The following is a 20656-nucleotide window of genomic DNA, read 5'->3' as shown; positions in this document are numbered from 1 at the left end:
CGGACATCTTAAACCTCAAGTTCGATTGGAGTTCTCGGTTTAATTTCGAGAATAGATGAGAAACTTTCTGGATTGGCCATTAATTGATCTAAATCAGCACGAGCAAACCGCGATTGAGCCGGTCCATATCGTTTAATACTTTTCTTTCTGACAATTTTTGAGAAATATGAAACGCTATATCCACAATATTTTGCAGCATCTTTTAAATCGTAGAATGGTCCAAGACAGCTAACCATTTCCTCCATCCATGACTGACCCTCCAGCTAAGAACGCATAATTTAATATTAACTGATTAATACCAGAGTCATCATCATTACATGTTGAGACGTTGTTTAGCCTCGTACGCTACAGTGATGCATCAATACAGGGGCTTTCTAGGCCCCTGTATTAATTAGATTGTATGGAGAAGTATCTCCTCCACCTCCTCCTCCTGGATACCGAGGTACCGGCGCGTAATCGACGGGCTGGAATGGTTCAGCCGCTTCGCCAAAACTTCCCAGGAGACACCGAAAGTCTTGCGCTGGTGGTAGCACCAAGTTTTGCGCAAGGTATGGGCACCGTAGTTTCCTTTGAGATTCACAGCTTCAGCCCATGCTTTGACGTACTTGGTGACGGCATATGTCGAAAGCGGATAGTTCGAACCTTTTCTACTTTTGAATAAGTAGTGGTTGTCCTCTAGCTTTGCTGTTGTTAGATGCTCGTCAAGAGCAATCTTGATCTCCTTGTTCATGATGAAGACGTTTTCCTTGCCGGTCTTCTTTTCGCGCAAGATTACTCGCTCTCCAACTTGGACGTCTTTGACGTCCTTCTTTTTAAGCGCAAGTAAGTCCTGCACGCGAAGTCCAGTGTTTATGCCCATGATGAACAGTAATTTGTCTCGATGGTTGTCAGAAAGGATTTTCTTGATGCTCTTAATGGACTTGGGTTCAGTAATGGGTTCGACCTTCATCTTTTGCTCCAATGCAATTATTGCAGTTTAGGTGGGTGAAGTCGGACTTCTAAAAAGCCAGCGCCCAGGACTAGGGCTCCCAAGCAGCCTGTAACGGGTTAAATTTTAACGCCGAATCAGGTTTTTGCCGGGGAAAGTACGTTTTTATGTAGAAACGTACATTGGCTATATGGATAATTTCTCTATAATATAGCGAAGTTTGAGAGAAAGGATGTTCGCATAAATAAAAAGCCACACCCTGAGGTGTGGCTTTCATCGATGGAGATTGTAGTAGTCAAACTTTGGTCAATATGATCATTTCATTTTCGACCATGACAGTGAACTCGTCTCCTTCAGCCACGGCAAGTTCTCGAAGATCAAGATTTTTCAGATGGATTTTAAGCTCCATCTTTTTGTTCACCCGGGGGCGACTTGAGTTCTTGAGATACAATCCTTTGACCTCATAGTAGGTCTTGTCGTCACTCATCAACTTCAGCACGCAGTGCTTCAAAGTTTGTCGATGGGTAATGCCGAGCTTTTCCATGATGCTGATGGCATCCATGTTGTTTTGGATGCATTCGCGCAGAATGGAAGGATTGTATTTGGGTTCGACCTTCTTCTTTTCAGAAGGTCCTTCTCCGTCGTTTGTTGCCTGACCAGCTTTCTTTGACATGAAAATCTCCTTTGTTTATTGGTATATTTCTCTATTGGAATCGACAATATGAGCGGAAAATCGACTTTTCGCCGGGCAAAAACTGGCATTGGCCCTATACGGCGATTTCCGGGGTTTTCGCCGTGGAGTGGGAACTGACTGTAGAAATCTGGGAAAAACGCAGTAAATGAGATTTTATGGCGGTATGTTTTTTATACCATTGAATTGTCCATGGTCTTCAAAATTATTGCGTGAAAAAGAAGGCCTAGAGTTCCTAGGCCTTCGTGGTAGTTATTGCAGATAGAACACTTCCGCCAGCAAGCAATTAATGCTCACTGGTCAAAGTGTTCTTCTTGGATCGAGAAGAACGTCGCCGTTCTAAGCGTCCATGAATTCCTGACGGGCGGTTTTCCCGCATCAGGCTTTCCGAGAGATGTTGATATAGTTGGGATATATTTCTGAAGTATAGTCATGGCTTGACAAAAAGTTGTTGTAATTTTCGCGCAAATTGTTCGTTGGAATGAATTCAAGCATTTTCATCAAGACAATATTTTCAGTAAGTTTATGGATCAACATCTCTCTGCATCCCTTACAGATGCGCAGCCATCCATTGGCAACTTCGGTTTTCTCACTAACCTTACGGTTGAACGATTGCAAATGGACTTCCCTTGGTTTAGTCAAATCTAGAACAAAACCATCCGACACCTAATCGCATACATATGGTGGTTGTAAATAGAACTTCGATTTGCCATGAATCTCGTTCGCCATATGCGCCACCTTGGTTTCATACTCAAGTAAGCATTACCGGCTGGTTTAAGGTCTCATCTCCTCCACTGGCTATCTTACGATATGCCAGCTAGATAATCTCGAGTTCAAAAGCATTCGATGAGAACGATGTTTGAAGTAAATCCCGAGACAATTTATTTTTTGACCTCATATAGTATATATGGTTCGAATTGAACGCTAGAACGAAGACCTAGCAAGGCTCCCATGACAATTGTGTCTGCAATGTCTGAAAATTATTATCTTGAACTGATGCATGTCTTTAATCCTGAAAAATATGGTTATCATTATTTTGCTTGATATCAAGTTTTGAAGTTCAAAAATATATATTGGTAATTTCTCTATTAAAATTGAGCAAATAATATTCGTTTGAGTAAATTGGAAAGCTATGTTGTAAACTTACGGTTGTAAAAGTAGTAACTTGTATTTGGACAATCGAAAAGATGTCTAAAAGCTGCTTGGTATTTGCAAGCGGGATGTATTTAAAGATTGTAGATTGAAATTAACTCATTGCCATAGACAAGTTTTGGTAAAAAATGGAAGTCGTAAAGGGAACGCGGGTGCAAGGTGGAAGGTGCAAGGTGTAGAATGAAAATTTTTATAATGTAAATTATTATTATATTATTTCAATAGGTTATAATTTTTATAACTATCTAATATAGTTTATAATTTTAAAATATATAAATATATTATTGTGTTACATAATACATATAAAAACAGTACTTTTACACCTTCCACCCTCCACCTTCCACCCCGTAAACCCTTTTCTGCTTTTTAAACATACAAGTCCTGGCTATTTTACTTCATGATGAATGGTAGTTTTCCTATTGAAACAACTTTGCTGGTGATTGTACTTCAAACAAATGGGGCAAAAGGTGTTGCTACCACCCCTTGCCCCGGGCTTAAATGAGGAGACTAGTTGTTTTCAGATAAGGATAATTTAAGAAGATGCTTCACGTACACTGATAGCAATCATCTATCCTTTCTGAAAAGTCTGAAGTGAGAACCATTAGTCTGAAAAAACGCTTTTGTAACCTCCTTGATAGGGGACTACTTCCTCTGATTCTGAAGTGTTGATGCCAAGTCCATGGAACTCATCCTGATCGTCGTCGTCCATTGTTGTTTCAGACTTAAAGTCGATGGTTGTGTTCGCTGGATCAGACTCTCCGAACAAATTGTCGTAGTTAATCTCCGGAAGATCGTCTGAAACTTCTACTGGAGACGCTTGTATAAGTTCCAGGCTTACAATAGACCCTTTCTTTGCAGACTTTTTTATCGTAGTAGATTCCGGAATCTTCAAGATCGGCTTTAATGGTGCCAAGGTGTTTTCCTAATGCGATAGGAGACTGAAGCCATTTTGGAGGAACCTCGTAAGCGTTTGTCAACGATGTCAACTTTTGCCAAAGTTTCGAAGTTGTCCCTGTAAACTTGTTATTCTCGCGTAAAATAGATTTGATCATGTCTACGGAATCATTGTTCTTGGCAATCTTACTGAATTTCTGTTTTCTTGCGTTGATCATGGCGAGACATGTTTCTGCGTAGTTATTTGCTCCGTATCCAATAACTTCTGCTGCTGCGGCGCTTAACTTAAACGCGTCGCACCATCGAGCATGTTTCGGAAGGTTTATTGTTGGCAAGAGCTTCATTGCTTCAGATATTGTAGTGTAGAACCCGCCTAAAATGTTGGGGAGCTGCTTCTCGAACTCGGCGGGTAAGTCCGAGTCGGACTTCATCTGGCTGTGAGGTATACGATTGAAATCGAACTCCAGAGCTCTATCCAAGAAGTCTGGCGCTTGTGTTGGAGATTTCAAGGCGGTATAGATCGTCGTGCGCTGGAAGTATAAAGACAAGAGATCGTGGTTGGTGTAATATTTTCTTTCTTGTGATCCAGTTCCTGTGGTTGCCTTGCAAAGGGAGTCTGTTTCTGCTTGTGTAAACTTCGTAATGTTGTCTAAGAGTGGAATGGCATTATTGTTAAGAGTCAGCATCAGGTCTCGAGTAGTATGTACGCTGGTTTCAAGTGGCGTGTTTGGATCAAGCATAGTTCTAATGAATCTTGCTGCAGAAGTTTTTCCACTGCCTTCTGGTCCGATTAAACCAAGTAATGGTCTAACGTAGTTTCCGTGGGCCAATGAACACAGAGTGCTCAGAAGGACCATCTTGCTGTCGTCGTCGATATTGATGAATTCTCCCAGTTTCAAATAGTCGCCATATTTTTCAGGTGTCGGGATAGCGAGTTGTGTTGAGACTTTTTTGAAGTAAACAGGTGCGCTAGCTGTGATGTCCCAGCCAGTATCCGAAATCGCAACGACTTCGTTGTTCTCGTTTGCTAAATCGATGTAGACTGTCCCCTTGTTGTGTCCGAAACGGAGATGGACTTCATTTGTGCCTTGTATAAAAGGCGTCTCCGATACGACGTATTTAATTGCTGGGGCGAGTTCGTATCCGGGAGGGAACTTGTGGTACTTCTTGAAGTATGTGTTATTGACCCAGGTTGTGAATTCTTGTGATTCGACTTCTACAGGGTAAATGGCTGGTTTTCCGCTGGGCAAGGCGAATATAATTCCTGTTTTGGATTTGAACATACTTACAGTCTGGATAATCGAGACAAGATTTTCTGCCGAAGTCTGCTTTGACGTATTTTTCGTGGCCATAATTATCCTTTTTGGGTTTCGTTTGAGTGCAAATTTACCTCGCGCATTTTGTTGTATGTTGAGTAAGTGTGTAGGAGTATTTTTTCTGTCAAGTAGTTTTGATGTGCGTGGTAGTTCTATAGTTCTCGAGGTGCTTCTTTTAGTGTTCTACTTTGGCATTGGATTTCTCCTTTTGCAGTGGTCATTTCGAAGGTCATGTGAAATAAAAAAATATTTCTAGAACGTTTAAATTCTTGATTTTTTTATTATCATTTCTTATTTCTTGTTCATTACTGTTTCGCAAAGTTAACAGATGTATCCGTGTAAAAAACATTTGTTTGATGTTTTTATCGATGGTCAATGGAGTCAAGAATCTCACACATTGCTTAAACAGATTCCGTTGCACCAGCCGAGCCAGATAGTGCAGATTGATGCCGATCTTTGACATAAATTTTTTGGTAGGCCAGAACGGGTCGGCAGCGTCATGTGGTTGGAGCAGAGGAGGAACTGAAAGCGCTTTCCTGTTTCCTGATCCTAATAGCCAACTCGGTGCAGGGTTAAAGTCTTCAGACTGTATCGGCGGCCTGGATGATGCGATCGAGGATGACACCCTTTGCCCGGTCCGTGCGGTGACGCTCAATGACTTGCAAACCGAGGATTGCAACACACCTATAAATCAGGAAGGGCCAAAGCCCTTCCTGATTGTAAATTGTTGAATCACAATCAATCGGCACGTGCCAAATTTAATCAATCACTTCAGCAAATCTGCGAATCCATGCCAAGAATTAAAACTCTTGATGAGCTCGTCAAGTTGAATCAAATCTCTAGAACATCGAAACCACCGATCAAAAACAATCGTCGCTTCAATGTTTTCTGCAATCGATTTCAAAAATTCACGATTAAACATACTTTTATAGCTTTCTTCAATTTCGCTCAAGATAGATCGCAGTTTACAAGCAACGACAGACGAAGAACTTGACGTAACAATTATTTTTGCAATTTCATACTTGTCGATTATGCGTTCAAACACCCTGTCTTCATTAATATTGCTACTTATAAACAATGGCGCAAAAGAATTGCAATTTACAAGCTTTTGCTTACAACTTCTCAACCTTATCTCTTCCAGAATCTGTGGCGTTATATCTCCATAAACGCTCTGCAAAATTCTTTCTGGAACATCTTTAACATTCCCGAACCACAGGTTAGCATCATTACTATCCAAATATATTGGCCCACTATTTCCCATACGAGCTGTTTGCGCATAACTAATTGAATCATAGGTCATATTAACCGACACATAATCACCCAAATAATTTTGAAACAGCTTTTCAAGGAGGGCTATTTGAAATCTGTCGTAATTAATATGCATTCCCAAGAAATGAAGACTGAATTCCTTTTCTGTCTCATTATTTTGCACAAAATCAATGAGACACTTATACGCCATGGGGGTAAATGGACTAAAACTTTTTTTTGTCACTTCTCGCATTCCAACCATTCCACCGATCGCTCTATTTTTGATGTAACTTTTTAAATCGAGTTCATCATACAATTTCTTCCAAATCCCATACTGCGAATTCATTTTAAAGTGCCAAACAAAATACACTTTATCTCTAAGATCAGGATACTTGACCATCAACTCACGCAAGTCGCTGAGAGACTCCCGATTCAACTCATAAATTGCATCTACAGTGTTAATTGCACTATATTTTTTGCTAAACGGTATATCAAGACTAAACACACGCTCATAGTTGTCTATTTCATTTTCAACATAAGCATTATAACATTTAATAAACCGCCTGACTGAACCAGGAGACACTTGACCCTGAATTATAGAATAACCGCCAGAATCCATATACTGCACGCCTTTTGATGGAATAACAATCCTAGAACGAAATTTATTTATTCTGGACACTTCTTTACAAAGAGTATCAATTCCGAATTGCTTTTGCTTCAATCCACCAATAAGCGAATACAGACATTCTGGACTAATTTTTGAAATCACTTTTCCGAGTTCATCATCCGCCGCCGAGTCCACTACATAAATATAACGCATTATCAACCTCAAAAACGCAAAGGGACGTCAATGACGCCCCTTTGCGCTGATTGTTAAAAATTACACCAATTCGTAAAGAGTTCCTCTTGCCAACCCGAGACTAAAACGCGTAATCAACCAATAAGACTCATTTTCTTTAGCCACAGTCAATTCGACATTGCTATCGTCTGCAATCTTCAAGAAATACTTCGACGAAAGTATTATTTCCGGATTCTTGCCCCTCATCATAGTCAAAGCTAATCCAGAAAGATTGACAATCTGCTCGCTATCAGTCACCTGTTCAAGCTGGTTGTCATACAACAACAAATCAACCTCCTTACACTTCAAAAATCTTGTTTTAAGATTTTTGGCATCGTTGAGTATAATCGGATGCCCCATGACATTCATTTGCGAAATCTCAGGCAACCATTTTTCGCTCGATTCATTTACGCAACCTAACCAATCAAGATTGATATTATCCGTAATGCAATAGCTCATTTTTGATTTATCATGTATAATAATTTGATCAAAGTTGCCGGTCGTAGTTTTGAGTGTGCGAAGCTTTTTCTGGTCGGCAGAAAATTTCATATCAAAATTTAAGCCAACAATGCTTTTAATATCAAGGTCAATAATTGCGCCATGCCCAACCGATTGGACGAGCTTCGATCCACAAATGTCAAAACTCCGAACGTTAAACGTTTTCGAAATCAAATGAATAATCCTCCAAAACTCTTTAGCGTATGCAGGATTTAAATCAGCTACAAGCTCTTGATTCTCACCCATAGCACCAAACATAAGAAGTGTTTTAGACATAAAAAGCTCCAAAAGTGACAACCGGGGAATTAACCCCGGTTGTCTTGTTTTTAACGATGCCTTGAACTAGACATCATATGTTAATTTTTTTTCCGAGCAGACTCTGACACCATTTAGGGCATCACTATAAATTTCAATCCTTTCCACGACCTAGTCTTACCAGACTTCCCCTGTGTAAAACCTTTTTGGCCAACATGGGTTCCAAACTGCTTCTTCGACATAGGCTCCAGAGCGTTTTGCTTTGCCCACTCGATGTAAGCATCGTACAGACTGCCCACCTGGACACTCGCCCCGGGATCTAATATGCAATAGTCGTCGATAAACGATCTAACTGCATCCATTTGCTCACGAAAAGCCATAGATGCTTCCGTGACCACTTCGGGCTCGAGTAAACTTTTGCGTTCATACCAGCGTTTGAAGCCTTCGACAGCCCACGCCAGAATGCCCTCGGCTTCCTTTTTCAGTTTAGCCGGCTTGTCTTTGTCCATCTGGTGGGGTGCGAATGCTGCATCAAAGGGAATGACGCGCAGTCGTCGATAGATTCCATCGTCTGCACCACTTACTTCAGGGAACACGTTCACAGCCAAGAAGAACTTGGCCTGTGGGGTGTACTCGAAGAACTCTTTCCCGATAAACCGAGCGGCTACGCGGTCTCCGCCAGAAAGCCCCTTGACGAGAGCCTCATCAAGCTTTTTGCCGGAGTTGATCTCTACGGCCGAAACGAAACGAGCGCCCACGAGTCGTGCCAAGTCATTGCGGAGTGCACGGCTTTCCGACTTTACAAACGTATGAGCAGGCGTCGTTTTCGCGTATGTCCCCAAAACGTTGATAAAAGCGTTCAAGAAGGTCGACTTACCGTTTGCGCCTTTTCCCACAAGGACAAACATGATCTGCTCACTCACAGATCCACAAAGACAGTATCCCAATACTTCCTGGAGATACTCTTGCAGATGCCAGTTCCCAAGCGTGATATCCTCAACAAACTTCAACCACTCCGGACAGGGTGCATCAGGACGATACGACACATCAGAAATGTGCGTAAGCATATCACTTAAGTTATGCTTCCGAAGCTCGCCCGTCCTAAGATCAATCGTTCCATTTTGGCAGTTGAACAAATACTCATCCTTGTCCAACTCCTTCAATTTTGTTGCCATCTGGGGCAATATCGATGCGACGTCAAGCATAGCCTGCATGCGGGCCTTAGAAGCAGACTTTATCGCCCATTTTAAGACATCTTCCTTCGACACCACGATACCGTTCGTCGTCACCAAATTATATTTCGATTTGGCTTGATGAAAGCGAATGCGCACGATCAACCGAGCATGACGCCAAAGCGTCACGTCGTTTTTCGCCAAGTGCTTACCATCCCAAACCAACCACGATCGCAAATCTTCGCAGTAGCGAATTCTGTTCTGAAATATACTGGCGAGCATGACAGCGTTTCCGATGTCATCCAAAGAGTAAATGGTCTTTTCTTGTCCTGTTGATGCGTCATTCATTTTTGCGAGATTTGTTTCCATAACCTTTCTGTTGAGACCCAAAACAAATCTTGCAAGAAGCATCGTTCATCTTGGGTGCTCCTTTTGCTTACATGGGCTCCCGAAAAAAAACTGGCAGGAACCCACAAGTTTAATTGATAAATCAATTAAGCTAATGGATCCCTGCCAGTATTATTCGGCAGAGCTCTGAATGATTCCCTAAAGGCTTAGCGCACAGCGCGGGGAATATTGGAAGCGAAGAGTGTCACCCTTCTATAGGTCGGACAGGTTTGAAAAAAATTAACGTTATTTTGGTAAGTTATCATTTTCCAAGCAGCCCGCTACAGGGCCTTGATCACACACCGGAGCTGGCGGCGGGACACCATGGGAGCCACAAGCATACGGGTTCAGCAATTGGCGGGTGCGCATATGGTGTGTCGGCATTCGTGACATTAGGGGCGGTCGCCGACACCGACAGACATCGGCGGGCGCACATACGGAGCCAAAGCTGGGCGGGTGTTGTGAGCTGCCGATATGATCTTTCCGACATGCGTTGCCCCCATGGTCGGTATAAAATCCTGCACCCGATTGGATCAGGCGTGGGGAACGGGGGTTGCAAGGCATACGCCTGCACCGCTACGGCAGAGGCAAGTATACAGTCCCTCTTGTCCCCAAAACAATCACCTCTGCCCCTGCCCTGCTCCTTTTCTGGAGATGATACGAAAAATGCGTCCCACATGTCCCTCATCCGCTGGACCAACAATTCCTACCGGATAACGCTGAAATATAGCTCTCCAACCTGGATAACCGCTGGATTTGGATAACTTTTGGAGAATCGGGAATGTCCTGGAGAAGATCGATTTTGTCCAAGGGGGCTTATCCGCAGGCACGAATTCTCTAATGATTTCAAAGATTGCAAACGGCTGGCGCGCCTTTGGGAACAGGATGCGTGTCAAGCAAGCACCTAACATGATGAAATAATATTGAATTCTCGAAAACATCAGGTCAGGATGCTCCGTCCTATTTAGCAGGATGCAGGCCACTGGACTTCCAGCCTGTGTCAAATCGCCTAAACTAAGCTACGATCGTCTCGAAATCGATAGCCCATCGCCTGATATCCCGATTGTCGTTTGCGCCACATCCGCGATAATTGAGGTAAATTGTCCTCAATATAATCATAAATGCGTACATCTTGCTTTTCAGCATGCTCCCTGTGAAGCCGACCTGCGTATTGTTGCAAAGTCCCCTTCCAGGAAATCGGCATCGCCAACATCATCGTGTCAAGAGGTGGATGATCGAAACCTTCGCCAATCAAACGGCCAGTCGCTAGTATTACTCGTGGAGTTGAGGCATCTAATGACTCAAGGTCCGAAAAAATAGCCACTCGCTGTTTGCGGGACAATTTACCGTGTAAAACATACAATTTTTCAACAAGATTTTCAAGAAGACTGGCCAGCAGTGCTAAATGCTCTGTCCGTTCTGTGAGAACAAGAATCTTTCGACCTTCTTTGTATTCACGCAAAACATCTTTAACGATAAATCTATTTCTCTTGCCATCACTAACTAATCTCCGAAAAACTTCTTGAATAGGCACCCCCTCTTGAACATCTGGCGCAGCAAGAAACCGTGGAAATACTTCAAGTCGTGAAGGTGCATTCTCAGATCGAGCGGCGGTGTACCTTATTGGCCCACACTGCATAAAAATAATCGGATCCTGGCCATCGCGTCTGATCGGAGTGGCGGTCAACCCGACAATGTATTTTGACTTTGCTTGCTTAAGTATGCTTTCAAATGAAAAAGCAGAAATATGATGACACTCGTCGACGATGATCTGGCCATAATTATCGAGCAATTCGCCAAGGCCATCTTGCCGAACAAGAGATTGCATAACTGCGATATCAATTTCACCTGAGAACTTTTTCTTTCCTCCTCCAATGAGCCCAATCCCCCCCGTTGGGATATTAAGAAATCCCGTCAACCGTTCAGACCACTGCCTCAACAATTCCGTGCGGTGAACCAAAACGAGGGTGCGAAGCTTTCGCCGAGCAATCAACGCCGCAGCCGTAATTGTTTTACCGAAAGCCGTTGGAGCGCACAAAACGCCAATGTCATGCCGAAGCATCGCGCGAACAGCCAATATCTGCTCTTTTCTCAGCGTCCCAAGAAATTTTACCGATATTTTACTCCCCTGGATGCGCTCCTCTTGCAAATGAGGTTCGATGCCATTTTTCTGTAATAGATCGAGCACCGACTCAAGGCACCCCCTTGGAAGACCAATATGCTGTGGAAAATTCTCAGCACAACCAATGACACGAGGCTTATCCCACACAGGAAGGCGCATTGCCTGTGCCTTATAAAATTCTGGATTTTGGAAAGCGGCCAACCGTATCAGGCGATTTGCGAGTTGCTGCGGCAGATCAGACTTGGAAATAAAAATCTGGTTCGCGAGCACCAGTGCCAACGATTTAGGAAGTGGACCGGCAACCTGGCGAACCTCCCGATTCGGCCTCTGCCATGGCAATACATCATTTTCCTCAGATGTGTACGCGACATCCAATGGATGTCTACCGCCACATGCCCGTAAAATAGCGGCCTCTAATTCCGCTGCCGACATCTGACGAACGGAGGCAAGAAGAGCCCACTGATCAACAAAAGGAATAAGGTTCTCATCAACAAAGACACTGCGCCCAGCATTACGAGGCACTTTCTGCAATGGCAACGCGATCAGATTCCCAAATCCGCCTTTGGGCATGATATCTTGATTGGGAAATAACCGGTCGTAGCTTGAAAGGGAAAGTTGACGTGTGCGATCACAGGTATGGCTGATCAAAGCCGCGCCAAGTTGTCGTGCCTCACGCGCCGAAACTGCTTCGAGGAAGAAAATCCATACATGCGCCCCTTTCCCGGATCGAGATATTTCCAGGTAAGCAGGGACATTGAGTTCCTGACAAGATTGCATGAAAGCTTTGGAGTCCTCTTGCCAAGAATCATCATCAAAATCAGCGGCTAAAAAATAGCACGTATCATCTGACAACAGAGGATACACACCGATGGTGCACTTCCCAGAAAGATGAGCATAGAGCACTTGATCCGTTATGGGCAACAACACACGATGACTACATTCCCCGCATTTCAGCCGAGGTTTTTGACAGACTCCGCGCCGCCATTCATTTTCACAGACTGGAGAATATCCTGACTTCCCCTTGGCGGACTCCCAACGCTGTGGATAAACATCATTTCGTCCACGAAACAGCTTTCGAAAAAGGGAAATCTTATCTGCAGAACTTTGTGGGACCGGCAAGGAGCGTTGCCCTACAGGGGATAGCGCAATTTCAGTAGCAGAAGATCCTTCCGATGAGATATTGTGACGCGCAAGCAATTCTCTAAGGCGAGCATTTTCCTCTCGTAGCTTTCGCAACTCCTCAAGTTCGGACGTGTGAGAAGAGTCGCTACCACTTGTGATCATGACATACAAACCGCCAAAGCATTTTCAACTCGCCAACGCTCCACCCGAGCTCGGAGGGTTGTGAAAAAGCATGGGGAATACGGTTGAATCATTTCCGCAGTTGGCGCTGTTCCGCTTTGCCCGGTTCAATGACGATCTTGAGTCTGCCGCCGGTCGCCTTGGCGTAACGCCGCAACGTCTCCAGGGAGACATTCTTTCCGGATTCGATGCGAGCGACACGAGGCTGACTCACCCCCATGGCCTTGGCCACGTCCGCCTGGGTCATATTCGCCTGCGTGCGCGCCTCGATCATCGCCTCGATGAGGGCGAACTCTTCGCCCAACGCGCCGTATTCTTTCCGAAACTCAGGGTCGGCCATCATTCGTTCGCGAACCCTGCTGAAAGGAACGGTAGCCATATCACTCGACCTCACTAAGCCGCTTCAATGCTATTTCGATTTCCACGCGCGGAGTTTTTTGTGTTTTCTTGATAAATGACCGCAGGATCAGGAGACGCCGCCCCGACGCAGCCACATAGAGGCTTCGCCCGATACCGTCTCGTCCCGTAGCCCGAAGCTCCCAAACCTTCCCTTCCACATGCCGAGCCAAGGGCATCGCCAACACCGTAATCCCCTTTGCCCGCAGCAAATCCAAGGCACGGGTCAGTTTCGCCCGGATATCGATAGGGAGGGCCTCAAACTCGGCCTCTGCCAACTCATTGATGAAATGCGCGTCCCATTCGCTCATGGCACCCGTCATATAATATTTATATTATAACCTGGCAAGGGGGCGCTCCCCCAACCTGGGTGGCCGTCTACCGACTCTCGTGCCCCAATCCCAGACAGTCTTTTTTAAGTCCGTCCCCACCCCTGTATGACTAACCTCCGGATAACCGCCAGGGGCCGGGTGTCTAGCAGCCTGGCAAAATCGTAGCTTTCTCAAAAGGGTGCGGGAACACGTCCCATGCGTCCCAACCTGTCCGCAGCGCCAAGCCACCGAGGGTAAAGCCAGCCTGTTTCCGTGCTTTGAAAACGCACCTTGTCGCCATGGAGAAAGGGCGAGGATCACATCATCCAGCCAACACCCCCCATAAATCTCAACTTTCCGGACCCGGCAAAGCGGGGTTCCGTGCCCTAATTTCTTATAGTTGACAGTGTATCAGCTTTGGGGCGTTGCTGGGCCTCATTGGCCGAGGCAGCTTTGTCTCTACTCGATGACAGACTCCACTGGTTCGCCCTTGGTCAGTCTATCAAACGACTGGCCTCCCCCCATTTAGAGTGGACATTTTTTCCGAATCGCGGGTATAAGAGAATCGCTTCCGGTCTAGAGAGGGCCGAAGTTCAAAATGTAACTTTATGTCTATAACTACAGAAAGCGACATACATATTGCACGCAACAGGCAAACAATTACACGATGAAACAATGATTAATCTAGAAGGCTTGCTTGTAGTACTACTTTTGGGGTGTTTTTATGTTTATATCTATAGAAAGATAAAAAATGAACGGCTAGAACTGTTTGAGAAAAAAAAGAGAACAATAAAACGATCGTACGACTTCGACCCTAGAGATGTTATTTTACATGAGACCCTAAGGCATGATTCAATAGATAGCTATGAAGTTAAATGCAGTATTGGAAGAAGAAAGCTTAGGCTTTTCCAGAAAAATATCCAAAAAATGTCGATGTACTTAAACAACGACATTCAGTTTAGTTCTTTTATAAATAGCGAGCACAACTCGATTGAGGTTCAAGTCAACAGAGAGCAGTACTACTTGCTTGTTAAGCCGCAGACATTTTTTCGCAGAAAGAACGTATTCGCAAAATCAATCAAGACAAGATTTGTTCTTGTGCTCAAGCATCGCGCAGTCGTATTATTTGAAGACGAAGATGTTTATTTGGTTTTCAAGATGTTTATTAGGTCGATAGTCAAAGAAATAGGACACAGGAGATTGTTTAAGGAGAGAAAAATAATCAAAGGAATGACTCGGGAAGACTTTTTGGCACAAAAAGCGTTGGCACTTTATGTCAAAAAATAACTTAAAACGAAAACAACAGGGCTATGCCACACTCTCAAACCAAGCCATGGGCAAAGCTGCACTTGTCAGAGGAGGCGTACCTTTCAAGAAAACCTTGGCGTAGCTTTGGGATGAACCGGGAACAGTTTGAGGCAAAGCTCATGAGCGGCACTGTTGAATATCTCGACCGCATCCGCATCCAATCGATAGCGACGTGGACTTTGTCAGATTGTCCACCCGGTGATAGCTGAACTGTCACGTCTCAGAGTAGCCACTTTGCCCGGCAACGAGAAAGCGGCCCACCTCACCCGGAGACAGGCCGCCCATGATCCGATTGCCGAAATAACGACTGCGGGGGCTAGTTCTTTCGTAGTAAGATATTATCGGTTTGTCGGCGCGCCAAAACCCGTTCCATCTTGAGGCCTCGGCTCCGTACCATCCCCAAAACCAAACATGAGGCCAAGTTCAAGGCCCGTACCGTTGCCCAACTGGCAGGTTCCGTTGCCACCAACCCCTGCACCTCCGGCAAGCTGCCCCTGATAACCACCTGCATTAAAGCCGAAACCATTTTGTGCAAAGACGTTTGTGGCCATGAATCCAAAACAACACATTGCGACAACAATCATCATTTTTCTCAGCATAACTTCCTCCTTTTCGCTATTTATATTGATATACGAGGGAGACGAGAATTTGGTCACCTAGGTTTCATTTTTTTTGCGCGAAAATCACTTGCCATATTAACTTTCAATTTCGGCCACCACCGCCCCCTCTTCCTCCGCCGCTACCCGAACCACCGCCGCCCCCGCCACTGCCGCCGGAGCCGCTTCCTCTCGAACCGCCCCCAGAGCTATTTCCGCCACCGTTCCCACTCCCCTGCCCATACCCTTTACCCGAACCAACACCTGCGCCAGCAGACTTGCCCTGGCCACTGCCGGCGATTGATGCCCCGTCTGCTGAAGCCAAGCCCAGTGCTCGTCGCGCCTGAGCAACGCTCATATCTCCCGTGATCACCTTGGCAGCATCTTCCGCCACCAAGGCATCGAGATTGCCACCCTGCTTCGCATCGCGAACGAACCTTGCTATATCCAAAAGCCCAGAGGGAAAATTTTTGGCTTCAAGCACTTGTGCAACCAAACTGTTCCCTAGGGCGGGAGGGAGTCCGGCTTGACGCACGGCCGCCATAAATTCCGCAGTCAAAACGACTTGCTGCGCCGAATGATCGGGGTGGGAGAGACAGATATCAATATCGCCCCGTGAGAGCCCCATGCGTAACGTCTGGGCCAAACGCTCGTTCAAAGCTGCTGTCACTCCAGGACGGTTTGCCAGCTGCCACTGAGCGAAGGCAAAATCCTCAAGCTGGTTCCGTACGGCCTCTTCAATGCGAGAAATCGGGACATGCTTGGCCAACCCCTCTTCAATCTTGTCCATCACGAAGGCCGTGTTGCCTCCTGAGGACGAAGCCTTGCCCCCGATCATAAGAAAAACCGCCGTATCAGATTCGCTTAACCCAAAACGGTAGCCAAACCCCAAGACGCGATCGATATCGACTCGCGAGAGGCCGGCGGTCCTCGCGGCCTCCATCGCTTCAACGAGTCCCACGCGGTCTTCTGATAAGCCCGCAGAGGGCCAGATACAGGTCATGGCAAGGACAACTCCCGCAATCAAAAGATTAAAGCGGACGAGCATGACGTTCCCCTGCCTGCTGGCGGCCGTTGTCATCCTCAATGATAAGGACAGAGTTGGTATGGCCAAACCCGTCGTCTTCCTGAAGCAAAGCGCTGGAATCCGTCTCCAGGAGCGTGCCGTCCACGAGGAAAGCATAAACATACCGCCCGGAAGGCAAGTTGACTGTCAGTGAGAAGACATCACTTCCCAGGGCCTTGTGCATGACGTGACGCCCAGGCATCCAGTCATTAAAGGAGCCGATCACGGCCACTTGCTGCGCGCCGGGGAACCGCGCCACAAAAGTGACTTCCTTTGCCTGTCCGGCTCCGCTGCCGGCAAGTCGCCATCCAGTCGATTCCGATGCGACCTCCTTCCCAGTAGGCGAAGTGGGTTGGGAAGTATGACGCATGGAGGTGCTTGCCGACCAAATCAGCATTGCCACGGCAAAAGCTGTCGCGCCACCAATGGCGACTCCCCGGGAGCGACGCAACCACCGCTGCACCCATCTCCAGCATCGACGCGAAGGAGATGGTTCTTTGGGGCCAATGCGGGCCATGATCTGCGGCAAAAGCCGTTCCGGGAGATCCGATCGCGGCAGGCCAGCAATGGCACCGGCCAAGCGTTGTAAGTCCCGCGCCGCTTGTTCCTCATTTTTCTTGTTCATGCTTCTTGCCCACCGATGGAATCCACAAATATTACGCGCAATCGTTCAAGCCCCCGGGAAATGCGCATTTTGACGGCGCTCACCGATATTTTCAGGGCATCCGCGATATCTTGAATGGACAAGCCCTCTTGGTAGCGCAGGATCAACACTTCCCTCGTTTCCAGGCCGAGCGCGTCCATTGCAGCGAAAAGCTTTTCACTATCGATCTTTTCGATCAGAGCATCATCCGCTGTTTCATCCTGTATGTTCTCCATGAAACCATCATGTAACGCAGACGCCGGTATTTCCACGCGCCCCTGCTTGCGGAGATGGTCGCGCGCAATATTGAGACTGAGCGTGTAAAGCCAGGGGAAAAACCGCGCCCCAACCTTGAACTTTTCGAGTTTTTCGTAAGCCACGACAAAGGCTTCCTGGGTCAGGTCGCTGGCATCTTCGGGATTGCGGCACATGCGCGACATGAGTCCATGAATCGGCGACTGGTAACGACGAACCAACACGGCGTACGCGGCGGCCTCCCCATCAAGGATGTCTTCGATAAGCTGTGTTTCGTCATCGTAGTTCATAAATTGCCTGGAGCTCTTTTATTCCTATACGTTTGCCAGAGGCTTTTTGTCACAAGGATCGCGCGAACAATTTACACAGAATAAAATTTGGGTTCCATGTGTCCCCTGGGGATCCGACCAGCTCACCGCCCCCAGCCCCGCTCCTTTTCTGCAGAGGATGCGAAAAATGCGTCCCATATGTCCCTGTTCCTCTGGCCCAATATTTCCTACCTGATAACGCGGAAATATGGTTCTCCAGCCCGGATAACCGCTGGATTTGGATAACTTTTGGAGAATCGGGAATGTCCTGGAGAAGATCGCTTTTGTCCGACGGGGCTTATCCCACACCAAGAAATCATCAATCATTTCAAAGGATACAGACGGCCAGTGCGGCTTTGGGAGCAGGATGCCGGGTGTTCAAATCACCTCGCCCCGACCATATATTTCAAGGGGATAGGCCGTATTCGACCTATCCCCTTTTTCATTTGGACAACCGGGTTGGAGAACCTCTTGGCCAACCCTACAGGATAACGAGGGAATTTTGAATCACATTCGGGCAGGATGCGGCCCGCAAAAGGACAGGGTGCGGGCTGTCCTACCCAAGGCCCTGTGAAATGGGATCAGCAGGCCCGCCTCCGGCCTCGCCCGCTGCCGTTATTCCGCCCTCTCCCCTACTCCAGCCCCGGCACCGGAAACCGTCCGCACAGCTGCGCCACTTCCGCCCGCACGGCGGCGCGCTTGGCCGCGTCGGTCGGGCTGGCCAAAACCTCGGCGATCCAGCCGGCGAGCTTGACCATCTCCGCCTCGCCCATGCCGCGCGTGGTGGCCGCCGGCGTGCCCAGGCGGATGCCCGAGGGCCTAAGCGGCGGGTTGGGATCGTCCGGGATGATCTGCTTGTTGGTGGTCAGCCCGGCCTCGTCGAGCAACTCCTCGGCCGTGCGCCCGTCCAGGCCGAAGCTCGCCTGGGTGTTGGCCACCAGCATGTGGTTGTCCGTGCCGCCCGTGATAAGCGACACGCCGCGCCCAGCCAGCTCCGCGCCCAGACGGCGGGCGTTGGCCAGCACCTGGGCGGCGTAAACCTTGAACTCCGGGGCGAGCGCCTTGCCCAGGGTGATGGCGATGCCGGCGATGACGTTCATGTGCGGCCCGCCCTGCAAGCCCGGGAACACCGACTTGTCGATGGCCGGACCAAGCGCCTTGCGGCACAGGATCATGCCGCCGCGCGGACCGCGCAAGGATTTGTGGGAGGTGGTGGTCACCACGTCGAAGCCCGCGTCAAAGGGATTGCGCATGACGCCGCCGGCCACCAGCCCGGCATAGTGCGAGGCGTCGCACATGGTGTAGGCCCCGACCTCGTCGGCGATGGCCTTAAACGCCGCGTAGTCGAGGTCGCGGGGGTAGGAGGTGTAGCCGCACAGCACGAGCCGGGGTTTATGCTCCCGGGCCAGGGCGCGCACCACGTCGAAGTCGATGGCCCCGTCGCCGGGATTGGTCTTGTAGCGCACGAAGTTGAAAAGCCGCCCCATGTGGGAGACCGGCGCGCCGTGGGTGAGATGGCCGCCGTGGGACAGGTCCATGGCGAGAATCGTGTCGCCCGGCTCCAGCAGACCGAGGTATACGGCCTGGTTCATGGGCGAGCCGGACAGGGGCTGGACGTTGGCGTGCTCGCAGCCAAAGACCGCGCAAGCCCGCTGCCGGGCCAGATTCTCGATCTGGTCCGTGAACTCCTGGCCGCCGTAGTAGCGCCGACCGGGGTAGCCTTCGGAGTACTTGTTGGTAAACACGCTGCCGAGGGCGGCCAGCACTTCGGGATAGGTGTAGTTCTCGGACGGAATGAGTTCGATGCCCAAGCGTTGGCGGTTTTCCTCGCCGGCAAGGGTGGCGAACACTTCGGGATCGGTGGCGGAAAGGAGATCGTAGAACGCGCGCATGGGCTCCTCCTGGTCGGGAAGGTTGGCGTCGGTGACGACGCAGCCCAGGCGAGCGGCTATGGCAGGTTTCGCGCTTCCTCGTGGTGTCCCACTGTTCTCGCCAGTCACGCGAAACGGATTATTAAGGCGGTTTCTCTCTAGCGCCGGGACGGGCGGGCCGTCAAGGGGCGATCAGCTTTGGGCGGTCGGGGCGTCGGCCAGACTGTCGCCCGCATCACCGCGCTTGGCCGGGTCCAGGGCCAGGGCCAGGGCCAGCAGGCAGACCACCACGATGGAGGCGAGATAGACCCGCCGGCCCCAGCCACGGGCCAAGGCGTCACTGTAGCCGTGCAGGGCCACGGCCAGCCAGCACGCGCCCGAAACCGTAGCCACGGCCAGATAGGCCTGGCCGGCGTAGCCGAGCACACCCAACAACACGGCGGCCAGGACAAAGGCGGCGATGTGCCAGACGATGTGGCGGCGCGTGGCGTCAAAGCCTTGCCTGACCGGCAGCACCGGCAGGCCGGCGGCGGCATAGTCGTCAAAGCGGTGCAGGGTCACGGCGTAGGAATGGGGCACCTGCCACAGGCAAAAAAGGGTCAGCACCATGACCGCGCCAAGGTCCAAGTCTCCCCCGGCAGCGCAATAGGCGGCGAGCGGCGGGGCCGCGCCGGCCAGGCTGCCGACCACGGTGCTGGCCGGCGAGCGGCGCTTGAGCCAGGCGCTGTAGACCCCGACATAGACCACGAAGCCGCCCAGGGTGACGGCGACCGTGGCCGGCGTCGTCCAAACGGCCAGCACGGCCGTGCCGAAAAAACCCAGAACGGCGGCGTAGGCCAGGCCGACCCAAAGCGGCATCCGGCCGGCGGCCATGGCCCGGCCGCGCGTGCGGGCCATGGCCCGGTCCAGGCGGCTGTCGATGCCGTTGTTGGCGACGCAACCCGAGGCCACCACCAGCCCGATGCCGGCCAGGGCCGCGAAAAACGTGCCCCAGGCCACGGCCCCGCCGCAACCCAGGAAAAACCCGGCCCCGGCCGTGACCAGATTAGCCGCCGTCAGCCACGGCTTGGCCACGCCGACAAAATCCCGAAAACCCACC

18 protein-coding genes and 1 riboswitch are annotated in these 20656 nt (G+C 48.9%); of the genes, 1 reads left to right on the top strand and 17 read right to left on the bottom strand.

From position 1 onward, the window contains the following. Window positions 1–8: 8 nt before the first annotated feature. The 11 genes from DMR_RS23250 to DMR_RS06935 all read right to left on the bottom strand — a co-directional run bounded on the left by DMR_RS23250 (window position 9) and on the right by DMR_RS06935 (window position 13510). Window positions 9–245: a helix-turn-helix domain-containing protein gene (locus tag DMR_RS23250; RefSeq protein ID WP_015860210.1), complete on the bottom strand. Its 237-nt coding sequence runs from the start codon at window positions 243–245 to the stop codon at window positions 9–11. 146 nt (window positions 246–391) lie between these two features. Continuing rightward, window positions 392–949 carry a tyrosine-type recombinase/integrase gene (locus DMR_RS06965; RefSeq protein WP_015860209.1) on the bottom strand — a complete coding sequence of 186 codons (558 nt, stop codon included), beginning with the start codon at window positions 947–949 and terminating at the stop codon, window positions 392–394. Window positions 950–1223: 274 nt separating this feature from the next. Next, window positions 1224–1601 carry a hypothetical protein gene (locus DMR_RS06960; protein WP_012750449.1) on the bottom strand — a complete coding sequence of 126 codons (378 nt, stop codon included), beginning with the start codon at window positions 1599–1601 and terminating at the stop codon, window positions 1224–1226. A 1946-nt stretch (window positions 1602–3547) separates the two neighbouring features. After that, window positions 3548–5017 carry a hypothetical protein gene (locus DMR_RS23245; protein ID WP_015860206.1) on the bottom strand — a complete coding sequence of 490 codons (1470 nt, stop codon included), beginning with the start codon at window positions 5015–5017 and terminating at the stop codon, window positions 3548–3550. Between the two features lie 730 nt (window positions 5018–5747). After that, window positions 5748–7049 (bottom strand): hypothetical protein, encoded by a 1302-nt coding sequence (locus DMR_RS24385; protein ID WP_015860203.1) that lies wholly within the window; start codon window positions 7047–7049, stop codon window positions 5748–5750. Between the two features lie 60 nt (window positions 7050–7109). After that, window positions 7110–7841, bottom strand: coding sequence for a hypothetical protein (locus DMR_RS06955; protein WP_043600232.1), 732 nt, complete (start codon window positions 7839–7841; stop codon window positions 7110–7112). A gap of 113 nt (window positions 7842–7954) precedes the next feature. Next, entirely contained in the window at window positions 7955–9361 is a 1407-nt protein-coding gene (locus tag DMR_RS06950; RefSeq protein WP_158304245.1) for a DNA primase family protein, read from the bottom strand. Window positions 9362–9999: 638 nt separating this feature from the next. After that, a complete protein-coding gene (locus DMR_RS24380; protein WP_158304244.1) occupies window positions 10000–10320 on the bottom strand; it encodes a hypothetical protein in 321 nt (106 codons plus the stop codon). Window positions 10321–10388: 68 nt separating this feature from the next. Beyond that, window positions 10389–12785, bottom strand: a complete 2397-nt coding sequence (locus DMR_RS23240) for a TOTE conflict system archaeo-eukaryotic primase domain-containing protein (protein WP_081429587.1) — start codon at window positions 12783–12785, stop codon at window positions 10389–10391. Window positions 12786–12873: 88 nt separating this feature from the next. Then, the gene (locus DMR_RS06940; RefSeq protein WP_043600228.1) at window positions 12874–13182 is read right to left on the bottom strand and encodes a helix-turn-helix domain-containing protein; all 309 of its coding nucleotides are present in this window, start codon (window positions 13180–13182) and stop codon (window positions 12874–12876) included. A 1-nt stretch (window position 13183) separates the two neighbouring features. Then, the gene (locus DMR_RS06935) at window positions 13184–13510 is read right to left on the bottom strand and encodes a type II toxin-antitoxin system RelE/ParE family toxin (protein ID WP_043601562.1); all 327 of its coding nucleotides are present in this window, start codon (window positions 13508–13510) and stop codon (window positions 13184–13186) included. 675 nt (window positions 13511–14185) lie between these two features. Here DMR_RS06935 and DMR_RS24375 point away from each other — a divergent pair. Continuing rightward, window positions 14186–14797 (top strand): hypothetical protein, encoded by a 612-nt coding sequence (locus DMR_RS24375; RefSeq protein ID WP_015860195.1) that lies wholly within the window; start codon window positions 14186–14188, stop codon window positions 14795–14797. A gap of 359 nt (window positions 14798–15156) precedes the next feature. Here DMR_RS24375 and DMR_RS06925 read toward each other — a convergent pair whose 3' ends face one another. The 6 genes from DMR_RS06925 to cyoE form a co-directional block, all read right to left on the bottom strand. Continuing rightward, the gene (locus tag DMR_RS06925) at window positions 15157–15417 is read right to left on the bottom strand and encodes a hypothetical protein (RefSeq protein ID WP_043600224.1); all 261 of its coding nucleotides are present in this window, start codon (window positions 15415–15417) and stop codon (window positions 15157–15159) included. Between the two features lie 103 nt (window positions 15418–15520). Beyond that, on the bottom strand, window positions 15521–16462 hold the full coding sequence (locus DMR_RS25130) for a hypothetical protein (RefSeq protein WP_043600222.1): 942 nt from the start codon (window positions 16460–16462) through the stop codon (window positions 15521–15523). Next, window positions 16446–17105, bottom strand: coding sequence for an isoamylase early set domain-containing protein (locus DMR_RS06915; protein WP_015860193.1), 660 nt, complete (start codon window positions 17103–17105; stop codon window positions 16446–16448). The genes DMR_RS25130 and DMR_RS06915 overlap by 17 nt, the downstream gene beginning before the upstream one ends. Then, a complete protein-coding gene (locus DMR_RS06910; RefSeq protein ID WP_015860192.1) occupies window positions 17102–17668 on the bottom strand; it encodes an RNA polymerase sigma factor in 567 nt (188 codons plus the stop codon). The genes DMR_RS06915 and DMR_RS06910 overlap by 4 nt, the downstream gene beginning before the upstream one ends. A 650-nt stretch (window positions 17669–18318) precedes the next feature. Beyond that, window positions 18319–19578: a serine hydroxymethyltransferase gene (gene glyA, locus DMR_RS06905; RefSeq protein ID WP_015860191.1), complete on the bottom strand. Its 1260-nt coding sequence runs from the start codon at window positions 19576–19578 to the stop codon at window positions 18319–18321. A 35-nt stretch (window positions 19579–19613) separates the two neighbouring features. Next, window positions 19614–19696, bottom strand: a riboswitch (ZMP/ZTP riboswitch). 53 nt (window positions 19697–19749) lie between these two features. After that, a complete protein-coding gene (gene cyoE, locus DMR_RS06900) occupies window positions 19750–20655 on the bottom strand; it encodes a heme o synthase (protein WP_015860190.1) in 906 nt (301 codons plus the stop codon). Window position 20656: the final 1 nt, after the last annotated feature.

This window comes from Solidesulfovibrio magneticus RS-1, assembly GCF_000010665.1.
Taxonomy (GTDB): Bacteria; Desulfobacterota; Desulfovibrionia; order Desulfovibrionales; family Desulfovibrionaceae; genus Solidesulfovibrio; species Solidesulfovibrio magneticus.
The sequence above is the reverse complement of the archived record's forward strand: the minus strand, read 5'-3'. Positions and strand labels throughout refer to the sequence as shown.

Coding starts and splice junctions, on each gene's coding strand:
- DMR_RS23250 (WP_015860210.1), bottom strand. CDS start 245: ATGGAGGAAATGGTTAGCTGTCTTGGACCATTCTACGATTTAAAAGAT.
- DMR_RS06965 (WP_015860209.1), bottom strand. CDS start 949: ATGAAGGTCGAACCCATTACTGAACCCAAGTCCATTAAGAGCATCAAG.
- DMR_RS06960 (WP_012750449.1), bottom strand. CDS start 1,601: ATGTCAAAGAAAGCTGGTCAGGCAACAAACGACGGAGAAGGACCTTCT.
- DMR_RS23245 (WP_015860206.1), bottom strand. CDS start 5,017: ATGGCCACGAAAAATACGTCAAAGCAGACTTCGGCAGAAAATCTTGTC.
- DMR_RS24385 (WP_015860203.1), bottom strand. CDS start 7,049: ATGCGTTATATTTATGTAGTGGACTCGGCGGCGGATGATGAACTCGGA.
- DMR_RS06955 (WP_043600232.1), bottom strand. CDS start 7,841: ATGTCTAAAACACTTCTTATGTTTGGTGCTATGGGTGAGAATCAAGAG.
- DMR_RS06950 (WP_158304245.1), bottom strand. CDS start 9,361: ATGGAAACAAATCTCGCAAAAATGAATGACGCATCAACAGGACAAGAA.
- DMR_RS24380 (WP_158304244.1), bottom strand. CDS start 10,320: ATGTTTTCGAGAATTCAATATTATTTCATCATGTTAGGTGCTTGCTTG.
- DMR_RS23240 (WP_081429587.1), bottom strand. CDS start 12,785: ATGATCACAAGTGGTAGCGACTCTTCTCACACGTCCGAACTTGAGGAG.
- DMR_RS06940 (WP_043600228.1), bottom strand. CDS start 13,182: ATGGCTACCGTTCCTTTCAGCAGGGTTCGCGAACGAATGATGGCCGAC.
- DMR_RS06935 (WP_043601562.1), bottom strand. CDS start 13,510: ATGAGCGAATGGGACGCGCATTTCATCAATGAGTTGGCAGAGGCCGAG.
- DMR_RS24375 (WP_015860195.1), top strand. CDS start 14,186: ATGATTAATCTAGAAGGCTTGCTTGTAGTACTACTTTTGGGGTGTTTT.
- DMR_RS06925 (WP_043600224.1), bottom strand. CDS start 15,417: ATGCTGAGAAAAATGATGATTGTTGTCGCAATGTGTTGTTTTGGATTC.
- DMR_RS25130 (WP_043600222.1), bottom strand. CDS start 16,462: ATGCTCGTCCGCTTTAATCTTTTGATTGCGGGAGTTGTCCTTGCCATG.
- DMR_RS06915 (WP_015860193.1), bottom strand. CDS start 17,105: ATGAACAAGAAAAATGAGGAACAAGCGGCGCGGGACTTACAACGCTTG.
- DMR_RS06910 (WP_015860192.1), bottom strand. CDS start 17,668: ATGAACTACGATGACGAAACACAGCTTATCGAAGACATCCTTGATGGG.
- glyA (WP_015860191.1), bottom strand. CDS start 19,578: ATGCGCGCGTTCTACGATCTCCTTTCCGCCACCGATCCCGAAGTGTTC.